The sequence below is a fragment of the Specibacter sp. BI4 genome, from assembly GCF_056680095.1.
The window spans coordinates 4,101,134-4,116,246 of the sequence record NZ_CM155265.1 but is presented as its reverse complement, the minus strand read 5'-3'; the positions used below and the strand labels follow the sequence as shown (position 1 = coordinate 4,116,246).

Sequence of the window (15,113 nt, the reverse complement as noted above, 5' to 3'; positions counted from 1 at the left end):
CAACTGTCTTGCCCGAGACCTCCGCCATTGCTGCCATGGGTGCCCGGCTCGCAACGCTTCCGGGCACCAGGGCAGCTTCTGGACCTGCTGCCGTGGGGACGGTCAGGTGTCGTGGGTACCGATCGCATTGGCAACCTGCCAGTCACTCGACCATTGACCCGTCGCAGTACAGGGGCGGTATTGGGAGTGAACTCGACACCGCCCCTGTACTTGGCTATTTTTTAGGCCAGGGTTCCGGCGCGGCGGCCGAAGACCACACCCGCAGCCAGGCCGGAGCCGCCGGGATAGTTGGTGGAGAAAAGGCCACCGAGCATCTCACCACAGACAAACAGGCCGGGGATGGATTCTCCGCTTCCATTGAGAACGCGGCCGTGGGTATCTGACTTCAAGCCACCGAAGGTGAACGTGATGCCGCAGGTGACGCCGTATGCATAGAACGGGGCGGTGATGAGCGGTGCAGCCCAATTGCTCTTGACGGGCACTGTGTCCGCGCGGCGACCGTCCTTCACTGTGGGATCCAAGGTGACAGAGGTGTCGATTGAAGTGTTGTAATCGTTGATCGTCTTCTCCAGAGCCTCGGCCGGGACGTTGATTTTGGAGGCCAGTTCCTCGATCGTGTCGGCCTGCTCCACCGAGATGCCGGGCATGTCATATTCCTCGGTGCGCAATGCCGGGCGAATGGTGGCGTCGAAGACCTGGTAGGCAATGGATCCGGGCTGCTGGAGGATTACCTTGCCGTACTTGGCATAGGTGTAGTTGCGGAAGTCTTCACCCTCGTCAAGGAAGCGCTTGCCGTCGCGATTGACGATGACGCCCAAGGGGTAGCTCTGACGGGTTAGCCGGTTGGTCAGTTCCCGGTTTGATTCGTTCTTGGCGGTGAAAGCGTCCCACTGGACTGAGTGGCAGGTGCCCCAGTCTCCGCCCTTTGCGGCACCGGAATCCAGGGCTGCGGTGATCATTTCACCCGTGTTGAATGGGGTGCCACGGACCTTGGCGTTTTCCCAGCCATCCCCGAGGTTTTCCTGACGCATCCTGGAGTTGGCCTCGAAACCGCCGGCCGCGAGGATGACGGACTCGGCCCGGATTTCCTGGACTGTACCGTCGGCCTGGCGGACCTTGACGCCCTTGATGGTGTCGCCTTCCTGAATCAGGCCAAAAACGTCCTGACTGTATCGAACCTCGGTGCCGATCTCCTCGGCTACGCGAACATGATCGGCCATGAGCCCCTCACCGCCGCCGGTGTTGCCAACATGCAGCCCGCCCCAAAAGAGGAAGGTGCCGTCGGGGCGCTTGTAAGCCTGGCGTTCGTACATCAGGCGGTACTTGAGTCCCAGCGAGTTGAGCCAACGCAGACCATCGGCTGCTTCGTCGACCAATACGGCGGTCAGCTCCGGATCATTACGTCCCTCGGTCACTTTGACGAGGTCTGAGGTGTACTCGGCCGCGGAATAGGGCGGTACCTCGGTCGCCGCGTGCCGGTCATCGTCGTCGATGAAGCTTTGCAGGTCCGCGAGACCGTTGTGAGGGATGCGTGTGGCTCCGGCCGTGTAAAAGCTATTACCGCCAAACAGATCCTTTGGAGCCTTTTCCAGCAACAGAACTTTGCGGCCACGCTCGGCTGCTGCGTGTGCTGCGGTGAAGGCGGCGTTACCTCCACCGACCACGATGACATCTGCGTCGATGGACTGTGCTGACTGATCGAAATTTTGAGTAGTCATGGTGTCTCATTTCTAGACTTGAATACGGAAGTATTCTTTTGTATACATTGAATCGGAAAAGGAAGCTGAACCCTCGAGGAAGACTCGGTTATCTGTTTTGCAACAAGATGGGGGGAATGCTGGCGATGGGAGAAACTTGAGTTTCAAGCCGGCGCTGTCGCCGCTCCAGGGCATCCGCCAAGGCACCCAGGAGGACGTTGATGATGAGGAAGCCGATGGCCGCAACAAACTGGGCTTGCAGGAGGGACTGAGTGTAGTACTGGCCGATGACAGTGGCTGATCTTAGTAGTTCCATGTACCCGCCAAGTACGTAGGCCAAGGCCGTCCCCTTGAAGAGAATGATCAGCTGGCTGACCAGAGCCGGGCTCATGGAGCGCAAAGCCTGGGGCAGCAGCACCCGCATAAGAGTTCCAACATGGGAGAAGCCCAGGGCGAGCGCGGCCTCGGATTGTCCCGTCGGCAATGCGACGATACCGGAACGGATCAGGTCACCAATGACGGCACCACTGTATAAAGTCAGCGCAATGACGAGGAACCAGAAGTCACCCAATTTGAGCCCGTAGTTCGGCAGGACCAATGATGTGAAGTAGAGCAGGAGCAACAGCGGGATGCTGCTAAAGACATCCGTGTAGACGCGGCTTAGTCGGCGTATCAACTTGTGAGTGGAGACCAGGCCAAAGGCGAGGATGCAGCCCACAGCAAGGGAGAGAACCATACCCACCAGGGCGGCGGCAATGTTATTCCACAGTCCTTCGCCGAGTAGTTTCCAGAGTCCCAGCTCCTTAAAGGGTGCCCACGCCACGGCGCTGAAGGCACCCTTTTTGGTCAGCGTGGCCAACACGAGGTAGGCGAGGGCCGCTAATGCCAAGCCAGCAACAATTTCAATTGCCAGGTGGCGTCGCTTGGTGCGAGGTCCTGCGGGATCGAAGAGAGTTTTACTAGTCATCGGCTGAACGCCACCTTATTGTCGATTGCTGCGATGAGCCGGCCAATAACCAGGCCCATGACCAGGTAACAAATTGCTGCACCTGCAAAGACCAAGAACGGCGAGGCTTCGTCAATGGCAAGCTTGTCCGAGAGGAACGTCAGTTCGGCGACGCCGATCAGGGCGGCAACGGACGTGTTCTTGAGCATGGTGATGTAAACGTTGCCCAGCGGTCGGATTACGGAAGCGAAGGCCTGGGGGAGCACCAAAAGCCGCATGGAGGTCAGAGGGGTGAAGCCGAGAGCTCGGCTGGCCTCCAATTCCCCTTGGTCTACCGTGTTGAGACCGGCGCGGATGGTCTCCGCCACGAACGGTGCCGTGTAGAGAACCAAGGCAACGGCTGCTGAAGAGTAAAGCGAGAATTGGATCCCGAGCTGTGGGAGGCCAAAAACGAACAACACCATCTGCACCGGCAAGGGGACGTTTCGGAATACCAGGATGTATGCCGATGCTACGGCCCTACCCACCCGAATTGGGCTGGTTTTCAGGGCGGCAATGAGCGTTCCAAGGACCAGGGATCCGAGGCCGCCAAGCATGACCAAGCCAAGGGTAAGCAAAATGCCCTGGCCGAAGTCGCCTGCGTGATTGAAAAGGAAAGACATGGGAGGTCCTAGAGCACGATCTTCGGGGGAACTACTGTTCCCGGCTTGACCTTGCCGATGGTGGCGTCGTACGCCTTCTGCCATTCGCCGTCGGCAATGGCCTTGGTGAGGACGCTGTCCAGGTAGTCATGGAACACGGTGTCATCCTTGGCCGAACCAATGGCGAATTCTTCAGAGTCTGCCAAGTGGCCGCTGGCAATGCGGAACGCGTCGGGGTTCTGGGACTGGACGCCGAGGAGAATTGCCTCGGTTGTCGTGACGGCGTCAACGCGCTTGTCCTTCAAGGCCTGTGCGCACTCGCTGTAGGTGCTGAAAAGGATCAGCTTTGCGTCCGGGACGGCTTCTCCGATCAATTGTGAGGCGCGGGCACCGGTGGTTGAACACACCGACTTGCCGGCGAGGTCCTCCGACTTGTCAACAGAAGTGTCATCCTTGCGAACCAGAAGAGCAACATTGCTCTCAAGGTACGGTCCGGCGAAGCTCACGACCTTCTTGCGGGCCTCGGTCACGGCATAGGATGCGATAACCACATCCACCTTGTTCTGAGTGATGAATGCTTCACGGTTCTTCGTGACAGCTTCTACATATTCAATGTTGTCGGCACTGCCGGTGAGATCCTTGGCCAGAATTTTGGCCATCTCGATGTCAAGGCCTTCCATGGTGCCGGAAACGGGGTTCTTGACACCGAACAACGGCTGGTCGAACTTTACGCCAACGATGACCTTGCCGCGCTCCTGGATCTTCGCCATGGTGCTACCTGCGGGGAAGGTCTGAACCGGGCCAGTCGCTGCGGGAGCGTCATTGCCACATGCTGTGATGCCAAGGGCGAGGGTGGCCATGATGGCCAAAGCTGAGAGTAAACGAGTGCGCTTCATTGTGGCTCCTCAAAAGTGATGCTTCGTCGCATCAACGAGTGGTGGGTGGGGACAGTGGGTAATTAGTGAACGGAAGAAAGGAACGCTTTGGCGCGTTCGCTCTGGGGATTGGTAAAGAACGATTCCGGATCTGCCATTTCGACGATCTGTCCCTCGGCCATGAAGATGATTCGATCCGCGAAGGCTCGGGCGAAGGACATCTCGTGAGTGACGACCACCATCGTGGTGCCGTTTTGGGCCAGGCTCCTCATGGTTGCAAGGACTTCCTGTGTGGACTCAGGGTCAAGTGCCGATGTTGGCTCGTCAAAAAGCAAAACTTTCGGCTCCATGGCCAAGGCACGGGCGATGGCTGCGCGCTGCTTCTGTCCACCCGATAACTGGGACGGCCGGCTGCCGGCCTTGTTCTCGATTCCTACGAGCTTGAGGAGTTCGCGGGCCCGAGCCTCGGCTGTGTTCTTATCGATCCCTCGGATCTTACGTGGCGCCATGGTGATGTTGTCGAGGATCGATTTGTGGGAGAACAAGTTGAAGGACTGGAAGACCATTCCCACTTCGGTGCGGAATTTGTACAGCTCTCGGCCCTCAAATGGCTGCACATGGCCGTCGATGAGGATATCCCCCTCATCGATGACCTCGAGGCGGTTGATGCAGCGGCACAGGGTTGATTTTCCTGATCCCGAGGGACCGAGGATGACAACGACTTCGCCACGTTCAACGGACAGGTTGATGTTGGACAGGGCCTGCATTGTGCCGAAGCGTTTTCCAACGCCGCGGAACTCGACGATGGTGTCGGTTTCTGTAATCGCTGTCATGATCTATCTCCTTTGACTGGATACGACTGTATACATTGAAATACAGTGTGACACGGTGATGTCGGTCACGGCAAGGGGAGGGGCGGAAATTAATCCAGCAGGACTGGTTGAGTCTCCGGCTGGCGTCGTGGAACGAGGAATGTCCGGCGGTTACGCGCCGGAATTAAAGTGATACTGAATCGCGTAATAATCCCAGACGAAGTGCGCGTGCTGTTTCCATATGTGCCCTGGAGACTTCTTTGGCCTTGGCTTCATCTCTGGATGAAATGGCGTCCACGAGACGACTGTGTTCGGCAAGAGCTTCCTGCCACCGATGGCCTACCGAGAGCGTAGAGTGCGGGGTGCGAATCAGATGGGTGGAGAGTCTCTGGAGGAGATCTTCGAGGACCGGATTATGGGCTGCGGCCCAGACGGCTGCATGGAATTCCAAGTTGGTTGAGGCGCGGGTGGCGTCGTCGGGATTCACGAGGGCAAGATCGCGCGCCAGAAGTCCTTCAAGGCGAACGACGTCGGTGATGTCACGGGAGATGGCCGCCTGGCCAGCCACTTCTTGCTCCAAGAGGATGCGCACGTCATAGACCTGAATGGCTTCTTGCGCCGTGGCCTGATGGACTTGCAGCCCGCGGGCGCCTTGTTCGAGCAAGCGATCGTGTTTGAGCCTGCGGAGGGCATCGCGGACTGGAGTGCGCGACACGCCAAACCTCTCGCTGATTGCGACCTCTCTCAGCGGTGTCGCCGGTGGCAGGGCGCCAGCCAGAATCTCTGCACGAAGTTCGCGATAGATGGAATCTCCATCGTGGCGCATCGCTCTTGATGGCGTTGGCATGAATCTCCCGACTAGGCGAACGGGTCCGGTCACTGGGTTCTGCACAAGCTGGTTATGGCGTGATTGCGGACTGGCAGTTGCTGATTCTTCGAATGGAGTATTCCTTCGAGTGCCACTAAGAATACCCATTGCGTGTGATGTATCCAACTGTACACAAAGAAAGTCGGGATATTGCCCCGGTGGATACGATCCACTGGTGTTGGCGGTTGGCCATCTGGAACACTGAAAGGCGGTTCCGGATGACGAAACACACCGGCAAGGCTTCAGCTCCACCGCGGAGCGTGGCCATCTTCAGGTGCTCTGCCACACGTCCCGCCGTCGGCCCCAAACAAAACAGCCCCGCAGAAGTGGTTGCCAATTCAACCTAAATCAGTTGACTTTGCAACCATTTCTGCGGGGCAGATGCGAGGGCTACTTTGCCAGGGTGGCGTGCTCCTCGTCGGGGTTGGAGTCGGTGGCTGCCGCGGCCAGTCGGTCGTCCCAGGCCTTGCGGATGTGGGCCGGGGTTTCCGGGGTCAGCAGGGACACCACAACGTAGACGATGAGCGAGGATGCCAGGCCGAAGTAGATCGGCTCGTTGGCGTAGATGCCGTCGGCGCTGTGGATGATGCCGGTGGCGTAGATGACCAGGGACACGATGGTGACGACGCAGCCAACAGCCATGGACCAGGCGGCGCCCAGACCGGTGCCGCGCTTCCAGACGAGGCCGCCGATGATGGCCACGAGCAGGCCGCCGACGAGGATGTCGTAGGCGATGGTCAAGGCGAACACCACGTCGTTGACCACAATGGAAATCAGCACCACGAGCACGCCGATGATCAGGATGTACGCGCGGTTTGCCTTGATGTCGTGCTCGGGGTTGGCGGAATCGGAATTGTCGATGTCCTTGCCGAACCAGCTGGCGACGAACGGAATGACGTCCTTGCGGGCCACCGTCGCGGCGGCAATGAGCGAGCCGGATGCGGTGGACATCATCGCTGCCACGGCAGCGGCCAGCACGATGCCGCCGATGCCCATGGGCAGCAGGTCCGTGGCGACGAGCGCATACACGTCGTCCTTTAGTTCCACATGGCCGGCCAGGGCCACGGAGGCTGCCATGCCGATCAGTGCGCCGGCAACGCCGTAGAGGATGCAGTAGATGCCAGCCGTGGCACCGCCCCAGCGGGCAACTTCCGGCGTGCGGGCCGTGAAGACGCGCTGCCAGATGTCCTGGCCGATGAGCAGGCCAAGCGTGTACACGACGAAGTAGGTGATGATCGTCTGGGTGCCGATGCCGTCCCACTGGAAGAAGCTGGCATCCACGCGCTCACGGATGCCGTCAATGCCGCCCGCGGCGTTCCATGCGAACGGCAGCATGAGCAGGAAGACGCCCACAGTCTTGATGACGAACTGCACCTGGTCGGCGAGGGTGATGGACCACATGCCGCCAATCGTGGAGTAGACCAACACGATCGCCCCGCCGACGGCGATGGCCAGCCAGCGGTCCCAGCCGAACAGCACCACAAAGATGGTGGCGTAGGCGCCGGTGGACGTTGCTGAAATCATGATGGTGTAGGCCAGCATGACGATGCCCGAAACCTTGGTGGTTTCCTGGCCGTAGCGCAGGCTCAGCATCTGCGAGACCGTGTAGATCTTCAGCTTCTGCAGTGTGGGTGCAAAGAGCAGGCTCAGCAGCAGCACGCCGACGCCGATGGCGACCACGAGCCACATGCCCGAGATGCCGAACTTGTAACCGAGCCCCACCCCGCCCACCGTGGAGGCACCGCCGAGGACGACGGCGGCCATGGTGCCTGTGTAGAGGAACGGGCCCAGGCGGCGGCCGGCGACGAGGAAGTCGCTGTTGTTCTTGGTTCGTGATTTGCCCCACCAGCCAAAGGCCAGCATGGCCACCAAATATAAGACGACTATGGCAATGTTTAGGTCCACGAGATGCTCCAGTGTGCTAAGTAATAGGGATCCCCCAAAAATATTGCCCATAAAGCAACATCTGTTGTCTATTAGGCTAAACTGTGATGGTAGTTACAGTCAATATGCCGCTTAAAAACCTTGTGGCATTGGTGGTGTAAGGAGCCGCAATGAAAGCTTTGCCCCTGGAACCAAGCGCCGGCCCGGTGGCCATTGGGTCGCGGATCCGCGCCGCCAGACAGGACCAGCGGCTCACTATTGAGCATGTGGCCGGCGCGACCGGATTGACGAAGGGATTCCTCAGCAGGGTCGAGCGTGACCTGACCTCACCCAGTGTGGCTTCCCTGGTCACCTTGTGCCAAGTTCTCTCCATCTCCATTGGCGACCTGTTCGCCGCCCCGGAAACCCACCTGACCCGGCGGGGCGAAGGTCCGCGCATCTCCCTCGGCGGCGAGGGGATCGTTGAGCGGCTGCTGACCTCACGCTCGGAACGGCGCCTGCAGATCCTCGGTGCCACGATTGAGCCATATGGGCGCGGTGAAGCTGAACTTTACGCGGTCGACTGTGACGTCGATGTCCTGCACATCATCAGCGGCGAGCTGACTCTGCGCATGACCCAGGACTCCTATGAGTTGAAGGCCGGCGACACACTGTCATTTCCCGGCCGTGAGCCGCACAGCTGGGAAAATTTTTCGGCCCACCCCGTCGAGGCGCTGTGGATCCTGGTCCCCGCGGCTTCGGGGTCGGGCTCAAGCTAGCCAGGTCGCCGCTGACCCTGAGCCCACGCCCGGCCCTTAACCCACAAGCAGAAGATACGCGAGGAGCGCCATGACAGCGGGCATGCTGGTTGAAACGGAAATTACGGCCCCGGTCGCCCTGACCCTCCCCAATGGGCGGCTCAACCCGGCGGCTGTGGGGTGGACGCGCATCCCGCTGCACGACACTTCCGGCATTGGCCGCGGGCACCAGCGGTGGGGGCGGAACAAGCGCTGGGAGTATTGGGCCGTCACCTCCCCGACACACATTGTGTCCCTGACGGTTTCCTCGCTGGACTATGCAGCCGTGCATGAACTGTGGGTGCTGGACCGGGGCACCGGTGAAACGGTTGGCGCAAACGTGACGGGCATTCTGGGCGGCAGTGCCACCTTGCCGCCGTCGTTGGGGGATGGCTCCGCCCGGGCGCAGACCAAAAATCTGAGCATTGACATTGCGGAGGTTCCGGGCGGCACGCGGCTGCGTGCCCAGACACCCCGGGTGCGGCTGGACGTTATGGCCGCCCGCCCCGAAGGCCACGAATCCCTGGGCGTGGTGGTGCCGTGGAATGACCGCCAGTTCCAATACACGGTCAAGGATGTGGCCCGTCCGGCCAGCGGAACCCTGTCCGTTGGCGGGCGCACCGTCAACCTTCCGGCGGGCGAATCGTGGGCCGTCCTCGATCACGGGCGCGGCCGCTGGCCCTACTCAATGAACTGGAATTGGGGCGCCGGTTCGGGCACCACCGACGGGAAGGTCATCGGCATCCAGCTCGGATCCAAGTGGACCGACGGCACCGGTGCCACCGAAAACTCGCTGCTGGTGGATGGGCGGCTGCACAAGATCAGCGAAAACCTGGTGTGGGACTACAGCAACACCGACTTCCTCGCGCCGTGGCACATCCACGGACAATCGGCGGACCTGGTCTTCACACCGTTTTACGACAAGGTCTCCGTCATCAATTTGGGGATCCTGGGCAACAAAACCCACCAGTGTTTCGGCCATTACGACGGCGAGATCGCCGACAGCGACGGAAACCGCATCCGTGTGGCCGGCATCCTGGGTTGGGCCGAGGACGTCCACAACCGCTGGTAATCCCCACGCCCTCCCTAACCTCGTGCCTCGGCCAGGGTACCCTCGGGCGCGCGGGCCCATTGCCCGCCCTCCCTAACCTCGTGCCTCGGCCAGGGAACCCTCGGGCGCGTGGGCCCATTGCCCGTCAGCCGACGTGGACCCAGGGCCGCTTGATGAGTTCGGGTTCGGCCTCGCGGAGGACCTCGCGGGTCACCGGCGCTATTTCGCCCTCGCCGATGAACAGGTACTTGAGCAGGTTCTTGATCGGGTTGCCCTCGGTCCAGCGGAAGTAAATGTGCGGGATCAGGCCGGTCACGTCGCGAATGTGCAGCAGGACGGCGGCGATGGTGTTGGGCACGTTGGATGAATGAACCTGGAGAATCTTGAAGCCGTGCCGTGTGATGCCACGAATTTCCAGCGCCGTTTCAAAATCGGAGGAGTCATCGACAATGACCTCCATGAACAGCACGTCGCGTGGATCGCCCATCTCATTGACCATTGCGGCGTGCGCCAGCTTGCGCCTGTAGGCGGCGGCGCTGCGGGTCTTGGGATCGTGGGAGATGATGCGGATGGTTCCCTCATCAACTGTCGCCACAAAATTCATGGCCGCCTCATCCATGCGAATGTATGTTGCCCGCAGCTCAAAGGAGCGGCGCAGCCGGGAGAGCAGGCTGACAACGACAATGCCCAGAATAAACAGCAGCGCGATCTTGAGGCCGTCAGGGCGTTCAATGGAGTTCGCCACTGTCGTGTACACAAACGCCACCGAAACGGCGCCGAAGCCGACCACCTTCGCCCGCTCGCCCTTCCGCTTGGCCGACAGCGTCACTGCGATCGCGGCAGAGGTGATGAGCACCAGCACACCGGTCGCGTAGGCGCCTCCCTGGGCATCGACGTCGGCCTTGAAAATGATGGTGATGAGAACTGCGATGACTGTGAACACCAGCACCAGCGGGCGCACGGCTGCCGCCCACTCCGGTGCCATGCCGAAACGCGGCAGGTAGCGCGGGACCAGGTTGAGCAGGCCGGCCATGGCGCTGGCCCCGGCAAACCACAGGATGGCGATGGTGCTGATGTCGTACACGGTGCCGAAGCCTTCGCCGAGGAGGTCGTGGGCCAGGAAGGCCAGGGCACGGCCGTTGGCGGCGCCGCCGGGCTGGAATTCCGCGGCCGGGATCAGCACAGTGGTGGCGATGGAGGAGGTGATGAGGAAGGTGCTCATGATGAGCGCCGCCGTCGTCAGCAGCCTGTGGGCGCCCCTGATGCGGCCCTCGGGATTCTCTTCCGTGTCCGTGGGCCGGCCCTTGATCTGCGGCATGACGGCCACGCCGGTTTCGAAGCCGGACAGGCCCAGAGCCAGGCGCGGAAACACCAACAGGGCGACGGCGACGACCATGACGGGGCTGCCGTGCTGGGTTGTCAGTGCCGTCCACCAGTCGGCGGTGAGTAACGGGCTGCCGGTCACCGCCACGAGGGCGACTCCGATGACAACGAGGTTCAGGGCCAGGAAGATTGCCACCAACACCACGGCGATTCCGATGGCCTCCTTGAAGCCGCGCAGGAAGACGGCAGCCAGCCCGGCGATCAACACCAGCGTGATGCCGATGTTGTGGCTTTGCAGGAAGTCGGGGGCAAAGGGATTTTCAATCACGTGTGCCGTGGCGTCGGCGCTGGAGAGCGTAATGGTGATCATGAAGTCGGTGGCCGCGAACCCCAACAGGGCAAGCACAAAGAGTTTGCCCCACCAGCGCGGCAGCAGCCGTTCAAGCATGGCGATGGAGCCGGCGCCGTGCGGGCTTTCACGGGCCACCCGCTTGTAGACCGGCAGCGCACCGAACAGTGTCACGAGCACCAGCACGATGGTGGCCAGCGGAGCAAGCACACCGGCGGCCAGGGCGGCGATGGCAGGCTGGTAGCCCAGGGTTGAGAAGTAGTCCAGGCCGGTCAGGCACATGACCCGCCACCAAGAATGGCGCACGTGGCCGGCATCGGGCTTGCCGTGCGGGCCCTGCCGCTTGCCCGAACTTTCCGGCAGGCCCTCGAGCAGCCATTGGCGCAGGGCCGCCTTGCCCCGGAGCTTCACAGCGGCGCCGGGGTCTTCAGGTGCTTTGGCGGGGGATGTCACAGGCGGCCTTTCGTTTCGTCGCCGTTCTCTGGCGGCTAATGGAGACTAGCACCGGCCGGGGCCCCGCGACCCCTGTCTTGACGATATCTTAACGCCCAATTTTCATCCGGAGTCCGGGGCGCCGTGGGCGGTTGCTGCGGGACAGGTACGGGAATGGTGCTGCGCTGGTGCGGCCGCGGGTTGCTGGCTGGCCGAAGCGGGAGGCGCCGTCACGATTCAGCGCCTAAGCCGCCGTCGTGGGTTGCTGCGGTAGGGAGCAGTCCACGGATCAGCGCCTAAGCCGCGGCATTGGGTTGCTGCGGTGGGGAGCAGTCCACGAATCAGCGCCTGGGCCGCGAACCAGCTGTTGCCCATCAGCTGATTCGCGGCCCAGGCGCTGGTGCACGCCGGGGGAGTGGTCCGCAGCGCCGGGAGCCCTCCCGCGGAGGCACCCAAATCCACAGAATGTATTCCCTGCGAAACTTTTGGTTCCCATTAGGCAACATCAGTTGTACGATGGTGAACAACTGTCCGGATGTGACGCATGTCTACTGTGTCGGCACCTCCGGGAATCCGCTTGAGAGACGAGGATTTCCATGAAAGAGCTCCGCATCGAGGCCAACGGCAACCTCGGCCCGATCGATTCCTCCCAAATTCCGCGCTATGCGGGCGCCGCAACGTACGCGCGCCTCCCGCGGCTGGACCAGGTCGCCAAGGCTGATGTCTCCGTCGTGGGCGTCCCCTTTGACAGCGGCGTTTCCTACCGCCCGGGCGCGCGCTTCGGCGCCAACCACGTCCGCGAGGCCAGCCGCCTCCTGCGCCCGTACAACCCGGCGTGGGATGTTTCCCCGTTTGAAAACTGCCAGGTGGCCGACGCCGGCGACATGGCCGTGAACCCCTTCAACATCAACGAAGCCATTGAGACCATCCAGCAAAACGCGCTGGACCTGACAGCCGGCGGTTCCAAGCTGCTGACCATCGGTGGCGACCACACCATCTCCCTGCCGTTGCTGCGCGCCGCCGCCGAACGTGCCGGCGAACCCGTCGCGATGCTGCACTTTGACGCCCACCTGGACACCTGGGACACCTACTTTGGCGCCGAATACACGCACGGCACCCCCTTCCGCCGCGCCGTTGAGGAAGGCATCCTGGACACCGAGGCCATCTCGCACGTCGGCACCCGCGGCCCGCTCTACGGCAAGAAGGACCTCGACGACGACCACCGCTTCGGCTTCGGCATCGTCACGGCCGCGGACGTTTACTACCAGGGCGTGCTGGAAACCGTGGCGAAGATCCGCGACCGGATCGGCAAGCGCCCGCTGTACATCTCGGTGGACATCGACGTCCTGGACCCCGCACACGCACCCGGCACCGGCACCCCCGAAGCTGGCGGCATCACCAGCCGCGAGCTCATCGAAATCATTCGCGGCTTCCGCGGCATGAACCTCGTCGGCGCCGACATCGTGGAAGTCGCCCCAGCCTATGACCACGCGGAAATCACCGGCATCGCCGCCAGCCACGTGGGCTTTGAGCTCGTCACGTTGATGGCCGACAACCATGTTGCAGGTGACAGGTTTGGCGCTCCCAACGGTTACGCCGCGCAGGCCCTTGATGCAGAAGAACGACGTCGGCCGGCCGGCTTTGCGCCCACCGCCACCACCCAGGGAGGCACCAAGTGACAAACACCCAAGCGGCTGCGGTTGAGGAAACCGCCGAAGTCCAGCGCAACGGAGGCGACCTTGTTGTTGAAACACTGACCGCCCTGGGCGCCAAAACCGTGTTCGGCATCCCCGGCCAGCACGCGCTGGGCCTCTTTGATGCGCTCAGCCGCTCGCCGCTGCACTTTGTCTCCTCCCGCGTGGAGAACAACTCGGCGTTTTCGGCCGACGGCTACTCCAGGGCCACCGGGGAAGTCGGCGTCCTGTTTCTGTCCACCGGGCCCGGGGCGCTCACAGCCCTCGCCGGCCTGCAGGAAGCGTACGCCACCGGCGTGCCCATGATTGTTGTGGCCAGCCAAATCCCGCTGGAGGGATTGGGAGCCCGCCGCAAAGGGATGCTGCACCAGCTCGACGACCAAAAAGCCTCCGCGGCCAACGTGACAAAGAGCCAGCGCCTGATCCAGCACGCCTCGGGCATCCCCTCGGCGATCCAGGACGCGTGGACTGAAGCTGTGTCCTCCCCGCAGGGCCCGGTCTGGATCGAAGTGCCGCAAAACGTGCTGCTGGATCCCATCTTCGTGCCGGCCGTCGAGGATGCGCTGGCCGACCCCTTTGACAACCCGCCGCGCGTCGAGCTGGTCAGGGAGGCCGTTAAGTGGCTGTCGGCCGCCGAACGTCCCGCCATTGTGGCCGGCGGCGGTGTGCGCCGCGGGCGTGCCCAGACGCAGCTGCTCGCGATCGCCGAAAAGCTCAACGCCCCCGTGGTGTGCACGCCCGGCGGCAACGGCGCGTTCCCCTGGAACCATGAGCTGTCGCTGCAGTCGTGGATGGAGGACAGATACGTCACCGAGGTGTTGGAGGACGCCGACGTGCTCGTTGTCATCGGTTCTTCCATGGGTGAGGTGTCGAGCAACTACTTCACCATGGTGCCGCGCGGACGGATCATCCAGATCGACGCCGAACCGCGCGTCCTCGAGTCGAACCGTCCGGCCCTGGGCATCCGGGCCGACGCCGGCCAGGCGTTGACGGCGCTGGATGAGGCGCTGGTTGATCCCCACGGTGAGCGTGCGCAGTGGCACGGCGCCACCCCGCAGGCCGTCGTCAAGGACACGCTCGCCAAGGTGCAGGCCCGTCTCGACGGGCAGGACCTCACCCTCGAACGCAAGTTCATGGCCGACATCCGCGGCGCCGTCCCGGCTGACATGCAGACGTTCTGGGACATGACCATCTCGGCCTATTGGGGCTGGAGCTGCTGGGACTCCAAGGACGGGGAATTCCACTCCGCCCAGGGTGCCGGCGGACTGGGCTACGGGTTCCCGGCAGCCATCGGCGGTGCACTCGGCCTGCAGAGCCTGGGCAAGCCGTCCCGCGTGCTGGCCGTTGCCGGCGACGGCTCCTCCATGTACTCCATCTCGGAACTGGCCACGGCCAAGCAGCACAATGCCCCCGTCACCTGGCTCATTGTTGACGACGGCGGCTACGGCATCCTGCGTGAGTACATGATCGACACCTTCGGCAAGGCCACGCACACCGAGCTGGCCCGGCCGGACTTCGTGAAACTCGCGGAGGCCTTCGGCGTTCCGGCCCGGCGCGTCAAGCCCGAAGACGTGGGGGAAGCGCTCACGGCGGCCTTTGCAGCAGACGGCCCGAACGTCGTCGTGGTTGATGTGCTGTTGAAGATGTTCGGCCCCACCCACCTGGACATCTAGCCCCTCACCCGACGCTCGCTCACCTTTGGCGAACGCCGTCCACCCGCCGAAGATACAGAAGATGCCGTTGCCGCTAAGGCATCGGCATCTTC

12 protein-coding genes are annotated in these 15,113 nt (G+C 62.2%); 4 read left to right on the top strand and 8 right to left on the bottom strand.

Annotation, left to right across the window (positions count from 1 at the left end; translation table 11 throughout):
* Positions 1 to 221: 221 nt before the first annotated feature.
* The 7 genes from tcuA to AC1L6K_RS18580 all read right to left on the bottom strand — a co-directional run bounded on the left by tcuA (position 222) and on the right by AC1L6K_RS18580 (position 7,702).
* Positions 222 to 1,718: an FAD-dependent tricarballylate dehydrogenase TcuA gene (gene tcuA / locus AC1L6K_RS18610; protein ID WP_480950316.1), complete on the bottom strand. Its 1,497-nt coding sequence runs from the start codon at positions 1,716 to 1,718 to the stop codon at positions 222 to 224.
* 88 nt (positions 1,719 to 1,806) lie between these two features.
* Positions 1,807 to 2,664, bottom strand: a complete 858-nt coding sequence (locus tag AC1L6K_RS18605; protein WP_480950315.1) for an amino acid ABC transporter permease — start codon at positions 2,662 to 2,664, stop codon at positions 1,807 to 1,809.
* Positions 2,661 to 3,305 (bottom strand): amino acid ABC transporter permease, encoded by a 645-nt coding sequence (locus AC1L6K_RS18600; protein ID WP_480950314.1) that lies wholly within the window; start codon positions 3,303 to 3,305, stop codon positions 2,661 to 2,663. The genes AC1L6K_RS18605 and AC1L6K_RS18600 overlap by 4 nt, the downstream gene beginning before the upstream one ends.
* Positions 3,306 to 3,313: 8 nt before the next feature.
* Positions 3,314 to 4,180 carry a glutamate ABC transporter substrate-binding protein gene (locus AC1L6K_RS18595; protein WP_480950313.1) on the bottom strand — a complete coding sequence of 289 codons (867 nt, stop codon included), beginning with the start codon at positions 4,178 to 4,180 and terminating at the stop codon, positions 3,314 to 3,316.
* A 62-nt stretch (positions 4,181 to 4,242) separates the two neighbouring features.
* The gene (locus AC1L6K_RS18590; RefSeq protein ID WP_480950312.1) at positions 4,243 to 4,992 is read right to left on the bottom strand and encodes an amino acid ABC transporter ATP-binding protein; all 750 of its coding nucleotides are present in this window, start codon (positions 4,990 to 4,992) and stop codon (positions 4,243 to 4,245) included.
* Between the two features lie 163 nt (positions 4,993 to 5,155).
* Complete coding sequence (locus AC1L6K_RS18585; RefSeq protein WP_480950311.1) at positions 5,156 to 5,818, bottom strand: GntR family transcriptional regulator; 663 nt, start codon at positions 5,816 to 5,818, stop codon at positions 5,156 to 5,158.
* A gap of 411 nt (positions 5,819 to 6,229) precedes the next feature.
* Complete coding sequence (locus tag AC1L6K_RS18580) at positions 6,230 to 7,702, bottom strand: sodium:solute symporter family protein (RefSeq protein ID WP_480952822.1); 1,473 nt, start codon at positions 7,700 to 7,702, stop codon at positions 6,230 to 6,232.
* Between the two features lie 191 nt (positions 7,703 to 7,893).
* On the opposite strand from AC1L6K_RS18580, the gene AC1L6K_RS18575 reads away from it, so the two are divergent.
* Both AC1L6K_RS18575 and AC1L6K_RS18570 read left to right on the top strand, forming a co-directional pair.
* Complete coding sequence (locus tag AC1L6K_RS18575; protein WP_480950310.1) at positions 7,894 to 8,481, top strand: cupin domain-containing protein; 588 nt, start codon at positions 7,894 to 7,896, stop codon at positions 8,479 to 8,481.
* Between the two features lie 70 nt (positions 8,482 to 8,551).
* Positions 8,552 to 9,571: a DUF2804 domain-containing protein gene (locus tag AC1L6K_RS18570; protein WP_480950309.1), complete on the top strand. Its 1,020-nt coding sequence runs from the start codon at positions 8,552 to 8,554 to the stop codon at positions 9,569 to 9,571.
* A 124-nt stretch (positions 9,572 to 9,695) separates the two neighbouring features.
* Here AC1L6K_RS18570 and AC1L6K_RS18565 read toward each other — a convergent pair whose 3' ends face one another.
* Positions 9,696 to 11,675: an APC family permease gene (locus tag AC1L6K_RS18565; protein ID WP_480950308.1), complete on the bottom strand. Its 1,980-nt coding sequence runs from the start codon at positions 11,673 to 11,675 to the stop codon at positions 9,696 to 9,698.
* A gap of 575 nt (positions 11,676 to 12,250) precedes the next feature.
* Here AC1L6K_RS18565 and speB point away from each other — a divergent pair.
* Entirely contained in the window at positions 12,251 to 13,333 is a 1,083-nt protein-coding gene (speB, locus tag AC1L6K_RS18560) for an agmatinase (RefSeq protein WP_480950307.1), read from the top strand.
* Positions 13,330 to 15,021 carry a thiamine pyrophosphate-binding protein gene (locus AC1L6K_RS18555; RefSeq protein ID WP_480950306.1) on the top strand — a complete coding sequence of 564 codons (1,692 nt, stop codon included), beginning with the start codon at positions 13,330 to 13,332 and terminating at the stop codon, positions 15,019 to 15,021. Before speB ends, AC1L6K_RS18555 begins: the two co-directional genes overlap by 4 nt.
* Positions 15,022 to 15,113: the final 92 nt, after the last annotated feature.

Coding starts and splice junctions, on each gene's coding strand:
- AC1L6K_RS18595 (WP_480950313.1), bottom strand. CDS start 4,180: ATGAAGCGCACTCGTTTACTCTCAGCTTTGGCCATCATGGCCACCCTC.
- AC1L6K_RS18580 (WP_480952822.1), bottom strand. CDS start 7,702: ATGCTGGCCTTTGGCTGGTGGGGCAAATCACGAACCAAGAACAACAGC.
- AC1L6K_RS18605 (WP_480950315.1), bottom strand. CDS start 2,664: ATGACTAGTAAAACTCTCTTCGATCCCGCAGGACCTCGCACCAAGCGA.
- speB (WP_480950307.1), top strand. CDS start 12,251: ATGAAAGAGCTCCGCATCGAGGCCAACGGCAACCTCGGCCCGATCGAT.
- AC1L6K_RS18600 (WP_480950314.1), bottom strand. CDS start 3,305: ATGTCTTTCCTTTTCAATCACGCAGGCGACTTCGGCCAGGGCATTTTG.
- AC1L6K_RS18570 (WP_480950309.1), top strand. CDS start 8,552: ATGACAGCGGGCATGCTGGTTGAAACGGAAATTACGGCCCCGGTCGCC.
- AC1L6K_RS18575 (WP_480950310.1), top strand. CDS start 7,894: ATGAAAGCTTTGCCCCTGGAACCAAGCGCCGGCCCGGTGGCCATTGGG.
- tcuA (WP_480950316.1), bottom strand. CDS start 1,718: ATGACTACTCAAAATTTCGATCAGTCAGCACAGTCCATCGACGCAGAT.
- AC1L6K_RS18590 (WP_480950312.1), bottom strand. CDS start 4,992: ATGACAGCGATTACAGAAACCGACACCATCGTCGAGTTCCGCGGCGTT.
- AC1L6K_RS18585 (WP_480950311.1), bottom strand. CDS start 5,818: ATGCCAACGCCATCAAGAGCGATGCGCCACGATGGAGATTCCATCTAT.